This window comes from Oceanospirillum multiglobuliferum (genome assembly GCF_900167095.1).
GTDB classification, from domain to species: Bacteria; Pseudomonadota; Gammaproteobacteria; order Pseudomonadales; family Halomonadaceae; genus Oceanospirillum; species Oceanospirillum multiglobuliferum.
In genome coordinates this window covers 1-18106 of record NZ_FUXG01000010.1, presented here as the reverse complement: position 1 = coordinate 18106, position 18106 = coordinate 1, and the positions used below count along the sequence as shown (strand labels likewise).

Annotated in this window: 14 protein-coding genes; 3 read left to right on the top strand and 11 right to left on the bottom strand. The window is 44.3% G+C overall.

Going from position 1 to position 18106, the window contains the following annotated elements; all coding sequences use genetic code 11:
• Nucleotides 1–37 precede the first annotated feature (37 nt).
• From B5D26_RS08270 to B5D26_RS08245, 6 genes are all read right to left on the bottom strand, one after another.
• Nucleotides 38–835: a response regulator gene (locus B5D26_RS08270; RefSeq protein WP_078745267.1), complete on the bottom strand. Its 798-nt coding sequence runs from the start codon at nt 833–835 to the stop codon at nt 38–40.
• A gap of 111 nt (nt 836–946) precedes the next feature.
• Nucleotides 947–2053, bottom strand: a complete 1107-nt coding sequence (gene dinB / locus B5D26_RS08265; protein WP_078745266.1) for a DNA polymerase IV — start codon at nt 2051–2053, stop codon at nt 947–949.
• Nucleotides 2054–2107: 54 nt separating this feature from the next.
• The gene (locus B5D26_RS08260) at nt 2108–3346 is read right to left on the bottom strand and encodes an EAL and HDOD domain-containing protein (protein ID WP_078745265.1); all 1239 of its coding nucleotides are present in this window, start codon (nt 3344–3346) and stop codon (nt 2108–2110) included.
• 318 nt (nt 3347–3664) lie between these two features.
• Entirely contained in the window at nt 3665–4915 is a 1251-nt protein-coding gene (locus B5D26_RS08255; protein ID WP_078745264.1) for a uracil-xanthine permease family protein, read from the bottom strand.
• Nucleotides 4916–4931: 16 nt separating this feature from the next.
• Complete coding sequence (gene upp, locus B5D26_RS08250) at nt 4932–5561, bottom strand: uracil phosphoribosyltransferase (protein WP_078745263.1); 630 nt, start codon at nt 5559–5561, stop codon at nt 4932–4934.
• Between the two features lie 116 nt (nt 5562–5677).
• On the bottom strand, nt 5678–6013 hold the full coding sequence (locus tag B5D26_RS08245; RefSeq protein ID WP_078745262.1) for a hypothetical protein: 336 nt from the start codon (nt 6011–6013) through the stop codon (nt 5678–5680).
• Nucleotides 6014–6456: 443 nt separating this feature from the next.
• Between B5D26_RS08245 and B5D26_RS08240 the strand changes: the two genes are divergently transcribed.
• Nucleotides 6457–8151: a DUF342 domain-containing protein gene (locus B5D26_RS08240; protein ID WP_078745261.1), complete on the top strand. Its 1695-nt coding sequence runs from the start codon at nt 6457–6459 to the stop codon at nt 8149–8151.
• A gap of 118 nt (nt 8152–8269) precedes the next feature.
• On the opposite strand, the gene B5D26_RS16610 is transcribed toward B5D26_RS08240, so the two are convergent.
• Both B5D26_RS16610 and B5D26_RS08230 read right to left on the bottom strand, forming a co-directional pair.
• Nucleotides 8270–10276, bottom strand: a complete 2007-nt coding sequence (locus B5D26_RS16610; protein WP_078745260.1) for a methyl-accepting chemotaxis protein — start codon at nt 10274–10276, stop codon at nt 8270–8272.
• A gap of 215 nt (nt 10277–10491) precedes the next feature.
• Complete coding sequence (locus B5D26_RS08230; protein WP_078745259.1) at nt 10492–12534, bottom strand: methyl-accepting chemotaxis protein; 2043 nt, start codon at nt 12532–12534, stop codon at nt 10492–10494.
• Nucleotides 12535–12872: 338 nt separating this feature from the next.
• Here B5D26_RS08230 and B5D26_RS08225 point away from each other — a divergent pair, with 338 nt between their 5' ends.
• Both B5D26_RS08225 and B5D26_RS08220 read left to right on the top strand, forming a co-directional pair.
• The gene (locus B5D26_RS08225) at nt 12873–15011 is read left to right on the top strand and encodes a protein-disulfide reductase DsbD family protein (protein WP_078745258.1); all 2139 of its coding nucleotides are present in this window, start codon (nt 12873–12875) and stop codon (nt 15009–15011) included.
• 8 nt (nt 15012–15019) lie between these two features.
• The gene (locus B5D26_RS08220) at nt 15020–15694 is read left to right on the top strand and encodes a cytochrome b/b6 domain-containing protein (RefSeq protein ID WP_078745257.1); all 675 of its coding nucleotides are present in this window, start codon (nt 15020–15022) and stop codon (nt 15692–15694) included.
• A 58-nt stretch (nt 15695–15752) separates the two neighbouring features.
• On the opposite strand, the gene B5D26_RS08215 is transcribed toward B5D26_RS08220, so the two are convergent.
• The 3 genes from B5D26_RS08215 to tnpA all read right to left on the bottom strand — a co-directional run.
• Entirely contained in the window at nt 15753–16220 is a 468-nt protein-coding gene (locus tag B5D26_RS08215; RefSeq protein ID WP_078745256.1) for a flavodoxin, read from the bottom strand.
• Between the two features lie 206 nt (nt 16221–16426).
• On the bottom strand, nt 16427–17791 hold the full coding sequence (locus B5D26_RS08210; RefSeq protein WP_078745255.1) for a diguanylate cyclase domain-containing protein: 1365 nt from the start codon (nt 17789–17791) through the stop codon (nt 16427–16429).
• A 60-nt stretch (nt 17792–17851) separates the two neighbouring features.
• Nucleotides 17852–18106 (bottom strand): IS200/IS605 family transposase (gene tnpA, locus B5D26_RS08205; protein ID WP_143833096.1); only part of this gene is annotated, 255 nt, incomplete at its 5' end.

Below are 18106 nucleotides of genomic sequence, written 5' to 3'. Positions count from 1 at the left end.
TTCAATCCCGTGACCAGTGGTAGGTATAAGTAGACCGTTAGCCTTCCAGTAACGATGCAAGCAAGCCTTTTACTTGGGTCATTTCAAAGGGTTTGTCGCATAGGGCTGACACACCTGCTTGGCGAACAGAGCTTAAGCGGGCATCATTCTCCTCAGAGGTTACCATTAATATAGGTACATGAGACAGATCACTTTCGTTACGAATGTAACTGACCAGTGCTTCACCATCCATATTAGGCATGTTGTAATCTGTTAAAATTAAGTCAAAAGCATGAGCTTCTATAATATTGCGGGCATCTAAGCCATCAACTGCTTCTGTGATATTGGTAATGCCAATTTGCTGCATCACTCGTGATAGGTGCTTACGCGCCATACGACTATCATCAACAATAAGTACTCTGATGTTATCAATATCGTAAAGATCTAGGTCTAACTCATCAGGATTGATATATTCGATGGTAGCAATCAGTGCTCGATGTAAATCTTGACGCGTAAATGGCTTAGGGAGTAATGCCAGTACTTTTGACTGCCTTACAGCCTCAAGGTTGTCATAGTTTTGCTCGCTTGAAACGACCATGACGGGAATATCAGCCAAATCATCATTTCTCTGTAGCAGCTCAACTAGTTCTGCCGCTGTAGTATCTGGCAAATACATCGCAGTGATTAGCAAATCAGGCTTATTTTGCTTGAGACGGGCGTATGCTTCCCGTGCACTGCCGACACCTTCTATGTTTAAAATGCCTTCTTCTTTTAGTTCGTTGATGATGATTTTGCGCTGCGTGGTGGAGGGCTCTACCAATAAAATAGAGAGATCCTGAACGGCCAAGCTTTCCATACCAAACACTTCCCAGTGACTGAAACAAAATGACTATAAATTAACGATAAGTTTAAAGAGCCATAATCCTATTCAATTTAAAGGGAAATATCACCTAATCTATGCTTGATACTAGAATAAAACTAACTGCTGCCACTGTTTGACATCGGGTGTTAAGGCATAAGGTTCTGATAATTTAACGCCCATACCCAATAAACGAATACCGCCTTTCCCTCTACTCAGCCCTTCTGTGAGCAACGGCAAAAAAACGGCTGCATTTAAGCGCTGGTGTTTTAACTGCTGCTGTAGTTGTGCAAGCTGCTGAGCTGAGGGTGTGATCTCTACCGTGGTTGTAGAAAAATCAGCAAATCTCAGTTTAATAAAAATACTTTTAACCTGTTGCTGAAGGTCTTGGGGAAAACGCTGCATTAAAGGCTCTGCAAGTTGTAATAGTGCGTGAGAGATGCGTTCAATCCCCGCGATATTCTCAGCATAAGTACGCTCAACACTGATTGACTTGCGTATGTGCTCTGTTTTGATCTCTCGAAAATCCTCTCCGCGGGCACGCTGATAAAGTGCCACGCCAAACTTACCAAACTGTTCGGTTAACTGATGCATTGAAACTTGCTGAAGCTGTTGGCAGTTATGTATCCCTTTTTGGTGTAGTTTTTGTGCCGTTACTTTGCCAACACCATGAATTTTCTCTACAGGCAAGGTGGAAATAAAGTTGGAAACTTCATCTGGTTTGATAATAAAGAGGCCATTAGGTTTTTGCCAATCAGAGGCTATTTTGGCTAAAAACTTATTCACTGAAATACCTACTGAGATCGTCACACCTGTTTGGCCTTGAACCTGCTGCTTTAGCCATCGCGCCATAAGTGTTGCGCTACCGTTAAACTGTTCAACATTTGAAACATCTAGGTAGGCTTCGTCAATGGAAACAACCTCAACTTGATCGGTAAGCTGTAAGAATATACTGCGAATATGCTCGGCTGTTTCTTTGTAAGCAGACATTCTTGGTGGGCAAACAACCAGCTCAGGGCATAATTTTAAAGCCTGAGCGGTTGGCATAGCAGAGTGAATACCAAAGTTTCTGGCAGTATAGTTACAGGTGGCTATCACGCCGCGCTTGTCGGCGGCACCGCCTACCGCAATAGGTTTATCGCGTAATGCAGGATTATCACGCATTTCGACTGCGGCAAAAAAGCAATCACAATCGGCATGAATGATCTTTCTCATGAATACCCCAAAATACTGTATTTAAAAACAGCATTCTAGAGCAGGCTTTATCAATCATCCAGCAGCAATACCCATTACACCGTCAGCCCAAGACATTGCATCAACATAACAATCAGCAAGAATTGCTTTATCAAAAGTGCTTTTTTCGACAGATTCCCAATCCGCTTTTTCATAAGCTTCAACCACTTTTAGGACATCACCCATCATACCTTCAAAGCTAAGCAGTGCAGACTCAACACTGGGGTGCAAAGGAAGATCTGCTAGGATGTCAGGGAGTGGGCGGTTAAAAAATGCATCTAACATTGATAGCAACCCAACTGTAAAGAAATTTTCAGCAGGCGACAGCTTATATTTCCGAGCTAAACACTCACACATTTTTGCACGTAGCAGTGCAATTGGCATTAAGGTACTGCCTCTACGATTAGAGCCAGCGAGTACCATCATGCTGACTAAAGAGCGGAGGTTGTCAAAACCAAGTAGTACGATAGCTTGTCTTAAGCTTTCGATTTTTCTCGGTAGGGAATATTGTGCTGAGTTGATATAGCGTAAGATTCGATAATATAGCTGTGGGTCACGGGAGATTTGTTGTTCTAATTCGCCCACATTAGGCTCTGCCATATGTAACATAGCCAATAGCTGTGTCAGAACGATACCGCTATCTGATTTTGAATGGTTGTTCATGGTTTCAGGTTTAGACAAAAAGTAGCCTTGAAATAGGGTAAAGCCCATTTCTCGGCATTGTTTATACTCTTCCCATGTCTCAACTTTTTCTGCCAATAAAGTGATAGGAAAACGGCTTAAGATCTGTACCCGTTTTGCCAGCACCTCTTTTGAGCATGCCATCACATCTAACTTGATAATATCTGCGTAGGGTAGAAAGGCTTTTGTGTCTTGTGTCAGGATAAAATCATCTAAAGCGATTTTATAGCCTCTGGACTTTAAAGACTTAAGCGCGCTGATAATCTCTGGGCTAGGGCGAATATCCTCTAAAACCTCTAAAACAATACGTTCCGCTGGCTCTGGTAACATATCACTCTTGAGTAACCACTCATCTGTCATATTGATAAAGACAGGGTGCTTACCTGCTAGTTTATCAATGCCAATATCCATAAATGCCAAAGTGAAAACCCGAGCGGTAGCCTCATGAGGGCTGCTAACGGTTGCTGCCGTTGAATTGGCGCTATTACGATAAAGTAACTCATAAGCGGCTAAGTTTAGCTCAACATCGCAGATGGGTTGCCGAGCAAGACAGTAGTCTTCGTGAAGCATTGCGTCCGATTGTTCAAGCTGCACTGATCACCTCCAGTTAAAGCCCCTACCCATCATTACAGGCTAAGTCTTTTAGCAAAGCAACTAGGGAAAACCCTAGTTTTATGGTGTAGTTATTATTGGCTTGGTTCTGCTGTTAACTTCAACTCACATCACATCATAGTGTATTACTAAGTAGAATATTCTGATAATTTAGTGCTTTGTTTACAGTTTTTTTGGCTATTCAGTGACAAAGCGAGCATTGAGGTGTTGAAAGGCACCATCATAAATCATTAAAAGTCACAGCTTGTTCAGAAGGCTGACTATGGCAGCACTTCTGAAGCAGGGTTGATCTTAAGCTCTCTATTCAGCCTGTTTAGGCAAAATCAGATTCAGTAAAACGCCAACAATAGCGCAAAGGCTAACTCCCTGTAAGCTAAATTCACCGCCGCCGATATACATCCCTCCAATACCGAATACCAGAATCAATGCGATAATACTTAGATTTCTAGGTGCTGTTAAATCTTGACCCGATTTAACCAGAGTATTCATACCGACCACTGCAATAGAGCCAAACAGAAGCGTCATAATGCCGCCCATGACAGGTACTGGAATGGTTTGTAATACAGCACCCATTTTGCCAATAAAGGCAAGTAAGATGGCAAAGATCGCCGCCCAAGTCATGATTACTGGATTAAAGTTCCTTGTCAGCATAACTGCCCCCGTCACTTCTGAATAGGTTGTGTTTGGAGGTCCGCCAAATAGCGCAGCGGTAGAGGTTGCTAAACCATCACCCAGTAATGTTCTGTGTAGACCTGGTTTTTTCAGATAATTTTTGCCTGTTACTTGGCTAATAGCGACCATATCGCCTAAGTGTTCAATTGCAGGTGCAATAGCAACCGGAATCATGAAGAGTATAGCCTGCCAATGAAACTCCGGTGCGGTAAATGCAGGCATCGAAATCCAAGCAGCTTGAGTGACAGGGCTTAAATCAACAAGCCCCATGACGAACGCAAGACCGTAACCCGCAACAACACCGGATAAAATTGGGATTAAACGGAAGATCCCTTTAGAAAACACTGCCATAAGTAAGGTGACTAATAAGGCAAACATTGAGACGATAATGGCTTTGTCATACGCCACTAACACCCCAGAGCCATCCCCTGTTTTACCCATCGCCATATTGACCGCAACAGGCGCTAGCGCCAAGCCAATCACCATAATTACGGGGCCAACAACTACAGGTGGTAGAATTCGATGCAGGATATCCGCGCCTTTGGCTTTAACTAAAGCGCTGAGCAACACATAGGCCAAGCCAGCAGCAAATAGCCCTCCCATTGTAGCGGGTATCCCCCAAGACTGAACGCTGGCGATAATCGGTGCAATAAAAGCAAATGAAGAGGCTAAAAAAACAGGTACTTGACCACGAGTAACAAGCTGAAACAGCAATGTACCAGCACCTGCCGTAAAGAGTGCCACGTTGGCATCTAAACCTGTGAGTAAAGGCACCAATACCAGGGCGCCAAACGCGACAAATAACATTTGCGCGCCTGTGAGTACTGTTTTAACTGAAAATGCGTCTGCACGCTGGGCAGACAGTTGATCATGACTCATAAACTATTCCTTTGGGCTACAGGGTGCCAAAAATTTTGTCACCGGCATCGCCTAGACCGGGAATAATATAGCCCTTGTCATTTAAACACTGGTCAAGTGAGGCTGTAAAAATCTCAATATCAGGATGGGCCTCCAAGGTTTTTTGAACCCCTTCTGGAGCCGCAACCAATACAATCACTTTAATGTCTTGGCAACCTGCTTTTTTCAGCATATCAATGGTAGCGATCATAGAGCCGCCTGTTGCAAGCATTGGGTCTATGATTAGGCTGATACGCTCATCAATTTTGCCTACCAGTTTTTCAAAATAAGGCACAGGCTCTAAGGTTTCCTCATTACGTTGCAAGCCAACAACACTGACTTTAGCGCTAGGAATCAAATTCATCACGCCGTCCATCATGCCTAAGCCTGCGCGCAGAATGGGTACAACAGTGATTTTTTTGCCTTTGATATGCTCAACTGGAATTTCAGAGCCATCCCAGCCTGTAATCATAACGGTTTCAACTTCAAGGCTTTTGGTAGCTTCATAAGTGAGTAATGTGCCGACTTCTGCCGCTAGCTCACGAAAGCTCTTAGTACTGATGCCCTGTTGGCGCATTAGACCTAGTTTATGTTTAACCAGAGGGTGGTTAATTACGTGGATTGTCATGAAGACCTCGAATCAGTAGAGACTGTCGCAAATGCCTAAGCCCGAGTTCAGGTTTAGGCGTAAAGCTCTAATTATGCGATAGTCTTATATTCGAAGGTATAGTTTGTGGCGAATATTTAACGAGTTTTCTGAGATACAGGTTGTTTTTCTGGTTGATAAACGTTGTCTCGATAGACCAGTTTCTTTGTAGGGTCGATTTTTCTATCACCAGATAGCGCCAAAATAGCAGATTCTAAACGGGCTTTTCTCAGCTGAGTTTTGATATCTAGACCTTGCCAGCTGTTGCCTGGCAAAGGTGGTAGCTCTAGTTCTTTACGATCTTGATCTATCGTTGTGCCTTTATCCAGCATGAGGTTAAGCAAATTGCGCTTGCCCGTCATTAGCTCAGACAGGAGCACAATGCCAAGTAAGTTTTTGAAGCGCTTTTCGCGAACCTTAGATGAATCAGACATTAAAAATCCTTGAGTTATATTCTTCGTAATCGGCTTAAGGTTAATTTGTTCCAATATACGAAACTTAATCCCGCAGGATGATAACCTGAATCAAACCAGTTGCCTATGTCAGATCAACGAAAAAATGGTGGTATTACAGCCCAGTTATGGCATCCGGTACTAATGTCTATGGCTCAAGTCGTTGAAAATATTGTGCCAAAAAAAGATGTATTTAAATGAATCCTTTTTCAGTGGCATAGCAATACGTTAACAAGATGAATAAATGAGTAAAAAATAGTATCTTCGATCAGTAAACAATGGTCAAAAAGGTTAGTTTATGGTGAAGTCAAACAAACGTAATCAATATGGCCTAAGAATAATATCATCTTCGTACTTTTAATCGCTAAGAGAGAAGATACTATAGGCAAACCCTTTATCTACAGCGCAGCAGACTCACTGAATATATGACTATTGATACCGATGCACCTGAAAAAAACAATGCAGATACAGATGTTGAAGTGACAGAATCAACGGGGTTGGAGTTGTTTATTAACCCTGCGGGCACTCGTTTAGCAGCTCATTTTCAGCCTGTCCCAAACAGCGCAGCGCTAAGTGAAGAGCAAATTCTTGCGATGATTGCTGAGCAAGGCTATTCCGAAGAAGACTATCCAATATATCCAGATCGACTAAAAGATCTGGTTATAGGTATTCGTCAACGCCGCAGTTTTGAGATTGAAATTGGTGGTCCTACAGATGGCGATGTGTCTATTTATTTTGCTCAAGATAAAACTTTGGCAGGCGTACGCATATTACCACCATCAGGAAAAGGTTTACCTCTCTCACGCCAGTTGTTTGATAGTGCTTTACAAAAAGCACGTATCTATCGTGGTTTAGATCATGAGTTGATTGAAAAAATCATGTCAGACGAGGCTTTGGCGCAAGTTAGAGAGGAGCAATGCTATTTAATTGCATTTGGTCAAAAACCGAAGAATGGTCAAGATTCTGAGCTAGTGCCGCTAACCGAGCAAATATCTGAACGCCGTCCGAAGGTTATTAATGATCAAATTGATCAAGTCGACTTTCGAGAGTTGGGTGACTTTCCTGTTGTTGAAGTTGAAACCCCCCTATTTCGTCTAACAGAACCTGTCGCAGGGGAAGATGGCTTTTCTCTTTCAGGTAAGCCTATTAAAGCCTATCAAGGCAAAGAGAAAAAATTAAAGCTCGATAGTAGCGTCAAACCTAGTTATGAAGATCGTCGAGTTTATATCTCGACCGTTAAAGGTATGCCTGTTTTTACCGAGCAAGGTGTACATGTTGAGCAAGTACTAAAGCTAGATGAAATCAACATGGGGACAGGCAATATCCGTTTTGATGGTAGCGTACTTGTCAAAAAAGGGGTAAATCCAGGCATGCTGCTAGAAGCAACTGGTGATATTAAGGTAGGTGGCTTAGTTGACAATGCCACAGTGATTTCAGGTGGCAATGTTGAAATTGTGGGCGGTATCATCGGGCAAAAATCTCCAAGTTTAAAAGCCGATGCTCCCACTAAAGAAAATGCCGTGGTACGCGCTAAAGGCAATGTTAAGGCACGTTTTATTCAAGATGCATGGGTTGAATCTAATGGCTCCATTAGCGCTCAGAAGCTGATTATGCATAGCCGATTATGGGCTGCGCATCAGGTTAAACTTGCGGGAGCAGGCCAGCTTGTTGGTGGACATGTTATCGCAGGTACACTTATCGAAGCAGGACAGCTTGGCACTTTAGCTTCTGTACCCACTATCTTAGAGGTAGGGCCTCTAGATGCTATTCGGGAAGAGGTGATACAGGTGCAAAACAAGCTCAAGGAAGGCGCGGCTCAAATGAAGCAGCTACGAGATTTGATTCACCGTATCAAAGAAGAAAAGCGCAAGATTAGCCCTGAAAAGAAAGAGCAAATACTGAAGGCCAGAGACACTATCAGTAATGTAATTGCAGCTTTAGAGCTGCGTCGAAGTGAGCTTGAACAAGAAGTACAAACAAGAAAAAAAGGCCGAGTGCGCGGTATTAAAAAAGCACACTCAGGATGTAATATTATTATTTCTGATGTAAGTCGTATCCTTAAAGAGGATTTTGGCAAAACAACGTTTTACCTTGAGGGCACTGAAATATTACTACGCTAGCCTCTAATTGAGAGATCAAGCTTAGTATGGCACTGCAATTACTACAGCTCTCTGTGAACGCTGCTCGCGTTTATAGTATGAGTGTCCACTCCCCTTAAAGTTCTACAGAACCCTGAGCTTAGTAATCGCTCAGGGCTTTTAAGCGGTTGATCTCCTCAACCTCTTCATCAATTTGATCCAGTCGAATCGACAGTTCGTTCATACTTTCAATATTGGCGCTAACTTCTGATCCTGTCTTCATAGCTGAAGTTACCATTGAATCCATCTCTTCGCTCAGTGATGAGGAATTGGTGGCAATTTCCTCGATAAAATCACTGGTACGGTCAATGGTGCCCTTAATACTGATAATAGAGCTAGATACGCTGTTGATGGTTTTGCCCGTTTCATCCACGCTACGCTGAGTGTTTTGTGAAAGGTTACGTACTTCATCTGCTACTACGGCAAAGCCTCGGCCTGCATCACCTGCACGCGCAGCTTCAATAGCAGCATTCAGCGCCAGCAAGCTAGTTTGGTCTGCAATACCTGCGATCACATTCAAAACTGACATCACTTCTTCTGCATTTTGTTGCAGTATATCCACATCGCTACGTAGTTGTAGTCGGTCTTGCTCCTGCTCATCCACCAGTTTATTGAAGTGGCTAAAACGCTGTTGTACATCGCTGAGTACACCGCGGCTTGATTCGGTGTAATTTTGCAATGAATCAAAGCCATTCATAATCGAGCGCACTAAGGGTTTGTATTCAGACATACGGTCAATCAAGGTGGCTTGCAGTCTGTTAATCTGCTGCAAACTATTCAGGCGTGATGCCATAAAGTACATTCGAAAATGACTGTAGTTTTGAGGGAAATTGTCAGCGTAATCATCTTGAAAGCGCTCACCGTCTTTCACTCGGTAGAAGAAAATGGCAGTGAGCGTTTGATTCATGTGCACGCCAAGCAGCTCACCAAAGGTGGAGAAGCCCGCGCTTGGAATCTTCTGAAATGGGGTGACGCGATTCAGTTCATTGGCATTGTTCAAGCGTCGCAGGATACAGTCATTGGCCAACATGGCGATGGGGGTTGGCTTATTACGAGCAAACTGCTGGTACTCTTGTTCCGTTTGCGAGGCAAAAGGGTTGGCTTTGAGTAGGTGCAGTTGGTCGCCAAAATGCAGATCGCAGAAAAATGAAATCGCTCCGCTGGATTCATCCATCCCCGCAATAGAGCGTACAAATAGCTCGCCACCAATCTCAACCCCAAATGAGTAACCTTGCAGTTTGGCGCCTAACTGGGCTTTAGAGCAGGAAAAGTGCTGACAAAGCGCATCCATTAAGCTGATGGCGCGATTGGCATTTTTTTGCATTACGGAGTGTACGTTACGGCTGTGGGCATCAGCCTCAACCACCGCAAAAGCAGTGCCTGTTTTTTGGAAATTGTGGCTTTTAAAAATGCCGTAACGCACTTCGGGTTTCAGTTTACAGAAAATCAGTACCGCTTGGTTGTTGGCAATTTTTTGGCCATCAAAGACCGCAGCTTGCTGAAAATCCAGCTTGCCACCCGCAGAGCCACCCACAAAGTAACATGGCAGGCGATCACTATTGTAAAGCGCCTGCATAAAGAAGTTTTCACTGGCAGATAGGCCATCAAAAAAAGTCAACGCCAAGGTGTCTTGTGAGTTCACTGCAAAGGGCAGATTCAGCTTTTTAATTTCGGATTCAATACGCTCAATTCGTGCTTGCTCAGTTAAGCGAGTTTGTCCTTGTTTAATATCCTCGCAATGCAAGGGCACAGTACGAATTTCAACCGCGCTAAACAGATCGCGGCTATAACTTTGCAGAACGATATTATCCCACTGGTTATCTGCTTCGTGGTAGAACTGCTGCCCACAAGAGCTCACCTCCCCCGCGGTCATTACAGCAATCAGATGCTGGGCAAAAGGCATCGCATTTTTAAGCTGCTGTGCAGTTTGCTCAAAAGGTAAATAAGGGGAGATAAATGCCACTACAAGCGCAGCACCTTGATCCGCGATATCCAGCGGTTTGAGGTAGGACTCTGAGATTTGGCTTTGCTTTAAGCTGATGACTTTAACGGGTACGGTCTGCGCTTCAGAAAGGGGGTGGCTTTTTTTATTCTTGTTCCAAAACATACAAGGCTCTCTGCAGTGGCGATCAGTAGGCAATCCATTAAGGGCGACGGTGGTCGATTATCCATTGTGATTAGAGGGTGCTTTTTGTGCATCATAGAGAGCTTATGCGCTAATTTCTTGCGCCCTTTAGTCGGGCGTCAAAAGGCTTACATCCATTGCGTGATGCAAGCCCTTATAAAGTACTATTGAGTATTAATTTTTCTATCCGTCATGACTTATACTTTGAAGCGCGACAGCTTTTGCTCTATATCAATACTGACCTGATGCAGACGTTTACTTGCTGCTATACCTGATTCGCTATGATGATGACTGTCGTTTGATAAGGCTCGAATACTGTGCAGACTTTGGGTGACGCTTTCAGAGACTGCTGCTTGCTGCTCTGCAGCGCTGGCAATACTGGTGCTCATATCGGTAATTTGCACCATATAAGCCCGAATGTCGGCTAGCTGGTTGCGTGTTGCCAATGCTTCTTCAGCACTTTTCTTTGATGCGCTATTGCTTGATTGGATTGCACTAACAGCTTGATGAATTTTATCTTGCAGCCTATTCACTAGCTGTTGGATCTCCCCTGTAACATGCTGAGTACGCCCTGCCAGTGTGCGCACCTCGTCTGCAACCACGGCAAAACCGCGGCCAGACTCACCCGCACGTGCCGCTTCAATTGCAGCATTTAGGGCTAACAGATTAGTTTGCTCTGCTACATCGCTAATGGTCGTCATAAAATGGCTGATATTGTCACTCTCTTCTGATACATCAGAGATCAGCTGGGCGGCGGCCATCATTTCCTTGGCTAAGCCTGATATATTACGATGAATTGCTTCGGCTACTGCTTGGCCTTGGTCTGCTTTCTCTCTACCAGAGCCTGTCAATTGAGCCGCTTGTCTGGCGTTGTCAGCTACATCTGCCGTAGTCGCAGTAAGCTCTTCCATCGCACTGGCAACTTGATCCGTTTCTAGGCTTTGCCGTGCAACTGCTTGATCAGTGTCATGGCTGGCTTGGTTGACCTGCTGGGCATTTTCTTTTAGAGCCACAACAGCTTGCCCTAGTGACTGCACAAGGCTCTTTAAACCTTCTTGCATGGCACCTGCGCCTTGTTGCAGTAATATCACTTCATTTCGACAGTTATGGTCAGCTTTAACCTTGGGCAGTACCAGATCTAAACGGCCCGCACCAATGGCCACTAAGTCTTCTGTAATTTTCTGGAGAGGTAGTAATCGGCGGCGCAACATAAAAGCGATGACTACAATAATCATCAACGTACTGAAAGCCATCGCAATAATCATCGAGCGCTGAAGATTGTTGCTGGTTACCGCAAACTCTTCAGAATAACTACTCAACAAAATCACCCAATTCCAACCTTCAATATGTTCGAATATGGCAACTTTTTCCCGCATTTCTTGCTGGCTATCTAGCCACTGATATCGCATGATGCCTCGTTTTTCCTGCAACATACGACCAAAAGGTTTAAGGCCGTCAGCACTGGTAACCTCTGCTAAATTGGCGCCCTCCACTGTTGGGTGCATCAATATAGTACCTGCTTGTTTATGCCCTACACCGGCCACAATAGTGGCATAACCCGTTTGGCCAACCTTAATATTGACTAGAGTTTTACGTAATTCAGCCAATCCTTCGGTTAGGTCAAAGCCAATATAGAGCACGGCAATGGTTCGATTGTCTTTCTGCACAGGTCGGTACACGGTCATATAGTCACGGCCAAACAAATGCGCAACACCATGATAACTTTCACCACGCATCAACTTTTCATATCCTGGATGCTTCTGACCAAGCAAAGTGCCAAAGGCTCTACTGCCATCAACTTTTCGTAAAGAGGTACTCACACGCAAGAAGTCATCTCCGTGACGAGCAAAAATGGTAGCCGTCCCCCCTGTCATTTTGGTGAACTGGTCAGGTTTAGCAAAGTTACCATTCACCACCCCAACCTCATCTTGCAACGCCAAGGTTTTGTATTGCCCTACAATGACGGATTGATCAGTCTGGACTAAGCCTTGAGGGAAAAGATTGAAGAAAATGTCAGAAAGGCGTTTAGCATTATTGAAACTGTCTTGATAATAAAAGCTCAGTAGCGATGAAATATCATGACTTTGTTGCTGTAGTTTATGCTCCGCTTCTCGCTCAAGATCCTGCTGCGTTTCATGGGTTAGTTGAAAGGTGATGACCAAGCTACTGGCAATCATCAATACCGCAACAACAAGGGTTAATTGCGTTGCTAAAGAAAGCTGTTTGAAAAGTTTTATCATGTCACCATTCCATTGCTGTGAGTCTTTTTTGGGCTTTAAAAGAGGGTGTTCTTTACAATTTATACACCCTCTAAACCCAAAAAAGATAGCAAACTACATCCGTCTAAAAAACAAAAAACTTTTAAAAACAACAGGTTGGAAATTAAGACCGCTATAACACCTTAAAGCGAACTCAAATCCAAATTAATCCTAGATACTTAAACAAATAGACCCAATGCTAAAATACGATATTGAGACTATTAAGCCTCTTGGAACTGAAATAGATAACACCTGTCTAGGTTTATCAGGGTTTGTTATGCTTGCCCCTTTTTTACATTGGTCTGTTTTAGGAGTGAATTTTGCGTCAACTCCCTCATTTTAGTCTCAGTAACGCTTTGCGCTTATTATCACTTCTACTCATCTGCTTTTTCAGCTTACCCAGCTTCGCGTTAGATAGCGCATGGCATAGCACCGCTCAAGGGGAGGCACGTTTGAGGGTTGCAGCGGTACAAGCACTATCAGAACAAACATCAGAACAAACAGGTCTCTTTCGAATACAAGCTGGTTTAGAAGTTAAGCTGCCTGATGGCTGGAAAACGTATTGGCGCACACCCGGAGCTGCCGGGATGCCCCCCAAATTGATCTGGCCTGTAGAGGGCGCGATCCAACAGACAGAATTGTTATACCCTGCACCCAGTCGATTAGATTTTCAGGGATTGCAGCTATATGGCTATCAAAAACATGTGATTTTCCCTCTGATCATAACGGCTCAAGCTAATGCAGATAAGGTGTTGAATGTGCAGTTGGATGCGCGTTTGTTGATCTGCCGAGAGCTCTGCGTGCCTGCAAGCTTTCCATTGCAAGTGACATTGAATCCACAGCAGTTTTCAGCTGATGCTGAAGCGGCATTTGCCATTGAGCAATACCGCGCCAAAATCCCCTTATCTGGCGCGCACATTGGCCTAACGCCCCCCCGTATCCAGCTCAATCTTGAACAAAAGCTATTGCAGATTGAACAGCGCTTACCTTCGTCAATGCGCTTACTGGACGTTTTTCCTGAGTTACAGCCAGAACCAGAATTAGACGCCCCTGTGATCACAAGCCTGATCTCTGCTGAAGCTGATACAGTATGGCGAGCTCAACTGCCGCTAACCCGTCGGTATCAGCCTAATGACAACAATCTTGTATCTGTGACTTTACGTACCAGTCAAGGTGATTACCAATTAGAAGCACCGCTTGAACTGACTACCGCAGCGCTCCCTAGCATTCAAACGAATACGGTAATAGCGTCACAAAATCTTTGGTGGATGTTGCTTCTAGCCTTGGTGGGAGGCTTTATTCTTAACCTAATGCCCTGCGTTCTGCCGGTGCTTTCTATAAAAGTACTGCACTTGATCAAACATCAAAAGCTATCAGCAAGACAGATGCGTCTAAGCTTCTTATCCACTGCAGCAGGGATTATCAGTTCATTTATAGTGTTGGCTTTGGTGCTAATCAGCCTGAAAAATAGTGGGCAGGCGATTGGTTGGGGGATTCAATTCCAACAACCGTTGTTCATCTCCGCCCTTGCCATTGTGGTGCTGCTGTTTGCGGCTAACTTATGGGGGCGCTTTGAATTTGTACTGCCCAGTGCCATCAGCAATCCGCTAGCAGGGCAAGGCCAGTCAGCTAACCCCTCAAGTATGACCAGCTCTTTTGTACAAGGTGCATTAGCTACATTATTAGCCACACCTTGTTCTGCACCTTTTTTAGGTACTGCCATTGGCTTTGCTTTTACCCAGCCAACAGCGGTAATGCTGTCTATTTTTACCGTCTTAGGCATAGGTTTAGCGCTGCCTTACCTGCTACTGAGTTTGCAGCCTCATTGGGTACATTATTTACCTAAGCCGGGACATTGGATGCTAACCCTGAAAAAAATACTCGCCTTAGGGTTAATTGCCACTGCGATTTGGCTACTTTGGGTGCTATCTGACTTAATTGCGTTTTGGGGCGTGCTACTGCTGAGTGCCTTAATTAGCCTTTGGTGGTTAGGTATCACTAAATCCAAGTTACTTTGGCTAGTACCTGTTGCTGCTTGGCTGCTGGTATTCACTATACCTAGCGCCGAACTGCGAGTGCCAACAGGTGGAGAGGTTAACGACCAAATCAAGTGGCAAGCCTTTGAACCTGAAAAAATTTCTAGCTTAGTAGCTGAAGGTAAAGTGGTCTTTGTGGATATCACTGCCCGTTGGTGTGTGACCTGTGTGGCCAATAAAGTGGCGGTGATCAATACCGCAGCGGTTCAACAGGCTTTGACTCAACAAAGTGTTGTTGCGATGCAAGGGGATTGGACGCGTCCTGATCAACGTATCAGTGATTTTTTAAGTCAGCATCAACGCTTTGGCATTCCATTTAACGTGGTATACGGCCCTAGAGCACCTGAAGGCATTATTCTGCCAGAACTACTGACACAAGAAGCTGTGCTATCTAGTTTGCAGCAAGCTTCCAGCCAACAATAGGAGATTAGATGATGGACACCGTAAAAACTGTCAAAGTTTGGGATTTCAGTATTCGAATTTTTCACTGGCTGTTAGCAGGTTTAATCGGCTTTTTATGGTGGAGTGGCACTGAAGGCGAAATGATGGATGAGCATGTTCAAGCAGGGTACGGCGTGTTAGCGCTGATAAGCTATCGTCTGATATGGGGATTTATTGGCAGTCATCATGCCCGCTTTGTGCACTTTATTCGCTCACCTATACAAACCCTAAAGGCAATACCAGACCTGTTTTCAATACGGAGTGATTCTCACTATGTCGGCCACAACCCTCTTGGGGGCTGGATGGTCATTCTCCTGCTTTTTACCCTGTTACTACAGGCTATCAGCGGCTTAGGCACTACTGATGATATCTCTATTGATGGTCCGCTTATCCCTTATCTTTCAGAGGAGTGGGCATCTTTATTAGGTGAAATACACTTGCTAGTGCCTGATTTTTTAGTCGCTTTAATTATACTGCACCTTGCAGCCGTGCTATTCCACGATGCAGTAAAGCGTGAGCGTTTAATCCAAGCGATGATCACAGGGGTAAAGCAGAGCAAACAGGATGCACCAGAGTCTCATTTGCCTAGCAGGCGTTTTTTGATTGTAGTCGCCACACTCAGTCTAATCGGCTGGTGGTTATTAAGCCGCTTTGTTTGGTTTTAGTTATGAGTGATAAGCTTAAAGACCAAAACCACCGCTAAAACGGTGGTTCTGTAACAGCCTAAACGGAACGTTCCGCTTCAAAGTGGTTCAGCCAACGCTCAGCCCAAGGTAAAGCAGCCTCGCTGGCTTGGAAGTGCTCAGAGGCATCAATATCTAAGCGTTGACCCACACGATTAGCGCCCAGCTGACCAAACAGTCTTTCAATTTTAGAACCTGCCTCACAGAAGGTTTGATCGTAAGCACTATCACCTAAAGCAATCAAACCATATCTTAAGTGGCTTAAAGTGGGGCGCTGCTGATCCAACTGACGGTAAAACGGAATAAAGTTAGGAGGGAAATCTCCTGACCCAGAAGTCGAACAACTAATTAGTACCGCTTGGTAACGGCTATCACTCAAATCAGAAACCTCAGGGTCTTCTGAGATCTCCACCTGATGCCCTTTAGCTGCAAAAATAGGTTCCAGTGCATCCGCGACCTCACGCGCACTACCATATACTGTGCCTACCAAAATTTTAATCATCGCCATCGAATACTGTCTCTATTTTGCTTTAACATTTAAACCAAGTATTTATGTCAGGTATTATACGACATTGAGAGCGAAGAGGAAATTATACAGACAGGCACACCGATTCGATGCACAAAAACATTTTATGATGCTAGGTCATGAAAGCAGGGTATTCAAACAAGATAGGGGCTACATCAGATATGTACCCCCCTTATCATTCGGTTTAATTATTCAGTGATAATCGTATTAGCACGATTCACTGGAGTACAAAGATGAGCACGTCCTTTATCTGTGCGCTTTACCTGATACATCGCTTGATCAGCTAAGTCTATCAGCTCTAATTCATTTAGCGCATGATCAGGATAAATTGCGCCCCCAATACTGGCTCCCAGATGCAGGCTGATACCATCAATGAGTAATGGTTCTTTTACCAAGGCAATCAAACGCTCTGCTACCGTCATCGCACCATGCTCATCATCAATATTTCGTAGTAGTACCAGAAACTCATCGCCCCCCACTCGAGAGACCATATCATCATGCTTAACAGCTCCCGATAGTTTTTTAGCCAGTGCTTTTAGTAGTTTATCACCTACTAAATGACCATAGTTGTCATTAACTGGCTTAAAACCATCCAAATCAATGAACAACACTGCACATTGTTGCTTATTATTTTTAGCGCTGGATATCGCTTTCTTTACTTCTGAGATAAACAAAATACGATTAGGTAGATGCGTTAACGGATCATGTAGGGCTTGGAAACGAATAGACTCTAGCTCACGCTTTTGCTCAGTAATATCACTCATCACACAAATATAATGCGTAACTTGATTCTGAAACCCTTTAATGGCGGACATATGAGCACGTTGAATATAGATCTCGCCATTTTTTCGGCGATTGGTGATCTCGCCCTCCCATTGCCCTTCGGCTTTCAGCTCGTCCCACATTGCTAAATAGAAAGATTCATCATGATAGCCAGAGGATAAAATAGAGGCATTTTCATGTTGAACATCTAATGACTCATAGCCCGTCACTTGTGTAAAGGCTGCGTTCACAAGAATGATCTGGCCTTTAGCATCCGTCACCATCATAGGTTCATGAGTATGTTTAAATACGGCTCGTGATATTTGTGCTTCATAGCGAGCCGCTTGCTCGGATGAAATATCACGAAACAGCACTTGAGTTGCAGGCTTACCTTCAAAGTGGATTGCAGCACTAGTCACTTCTGCTAAAAAGTCAGTGCCATCAAGCCTAACCAGCTTTTCCTCAGTGAATGGCAGAGGTTTATCTGATGATTCTTTCATCCTCGCCAATACTTCCGCTTTAGAGTCTGGATGTACAAAATCTAACACATTGCGGGCAATCAATAATCCGGGAGACTCAGCACCTAGTAAATGCTGTGCCGCTTTATTCACCAACAGTACCTGACCTTGGCGATGAATAATGACAGCTTCAGGGGATAATTCAAAAAGAGACTTATAACGAGTTTCACTCTCGGCAAACTGCTCAAGCAATTGTGACGCCATGCGTATTGCAGAGAATCGGCTATTCAGCAGTAAGTAGACAACAATAGAAACCAGCAAGCTAATTAGCAAAACTCCGCGTAAACCCTCGCCCAATCGGGCGGGGATACAAGCGGGAACCGCGCAGCGGTTCTAATCAGGTGTCGCCTGACTTTGCACATACTCTTTCAGTGTTTTGATCGTTGCCCCGCCTGCACTGCAGGCAAAGTAAGAACGTGACCAGAGCGCTGCACTTTTGCTTTGCCGGGGGATATGGGTATTGAGTATGCGTATCCGGCGTGATGAAACCGATTTCAGGTTGTTCACCATGACGCTGATCGCCAGCTTCGGCGGATAAGCTATCAGCAGGTGAACATGATCTGATTCACCGTCCATTTCCAGTAGGTC

Coding starts and splice junctions, on each gene's coding strand:
- B5D26_RS08230 (WP_078745259.1), bottom strand. CDS start 12,534: ATGATAAAACTTTTCAAACAGCTTTCTTTAGCAACGCAATTAACCCTT.
- B5D26_RS08255 (WP_078745264.1), bottom strand. CDS start 4,915: ATGAGTCATGATCAACTGTCTGCCCAGCGTGCAGACGCATTTTCAGTT.
- upp (WP_078745263.1), bottom strand. CDS start 5,561: ATGACAATCCACGTAATTAACCACCCTCTGGTTAAACATAAACTAGGT.
- B5D26_RS16610 (WP_078745260.1), bottom strand. CDS start 10,276: ATGTTTTGGAACAAGAATAAAAAAAGCCACCCCCTTTCTGAAGCGCAG.
- B5D26_RS08245 (WP_078745262.1), bottom strand. CDS start 6,013: ATGTCTGATTCATCTAAGGTTCGCGAAAAGCGCTTCAAAAACTTACTT.
- B5D26_RS08240 (WP_078745261.1), top strand. CDS start 6,457: ATGACTATTGATACCGATGCACCTGAAAAAAACAATGCAGATACAGAT.
- B5D26_RS08220 (WP_078745257.1), top strand. CDS start 15,020: ATGATGGACACCGTAAAAACTGTCAAAGTTTGGGATTTCAGTATTCGA.
- dinB (WP_078745266.1), bottom strand. CDS start 2,053: ATGAGAAAGATCATTCATGCCGATTGTGATTGCTTTTTTGCCGCAGTC.
- B5D26_RS08270 (WP_078745267.1), bottom strand. CDS start 835: ATGGAAAGCTTGGCCGTTCAGGATCTCTCTATTTTATTGGTAGAGCCC.
- B5D26_RS08215 (WP_078745256.1), bottom strand. CDS start 16,220: ATGGCGATGATTAAAATTTTGGTAGGCACAGTATATGGTAGTGCGCGT.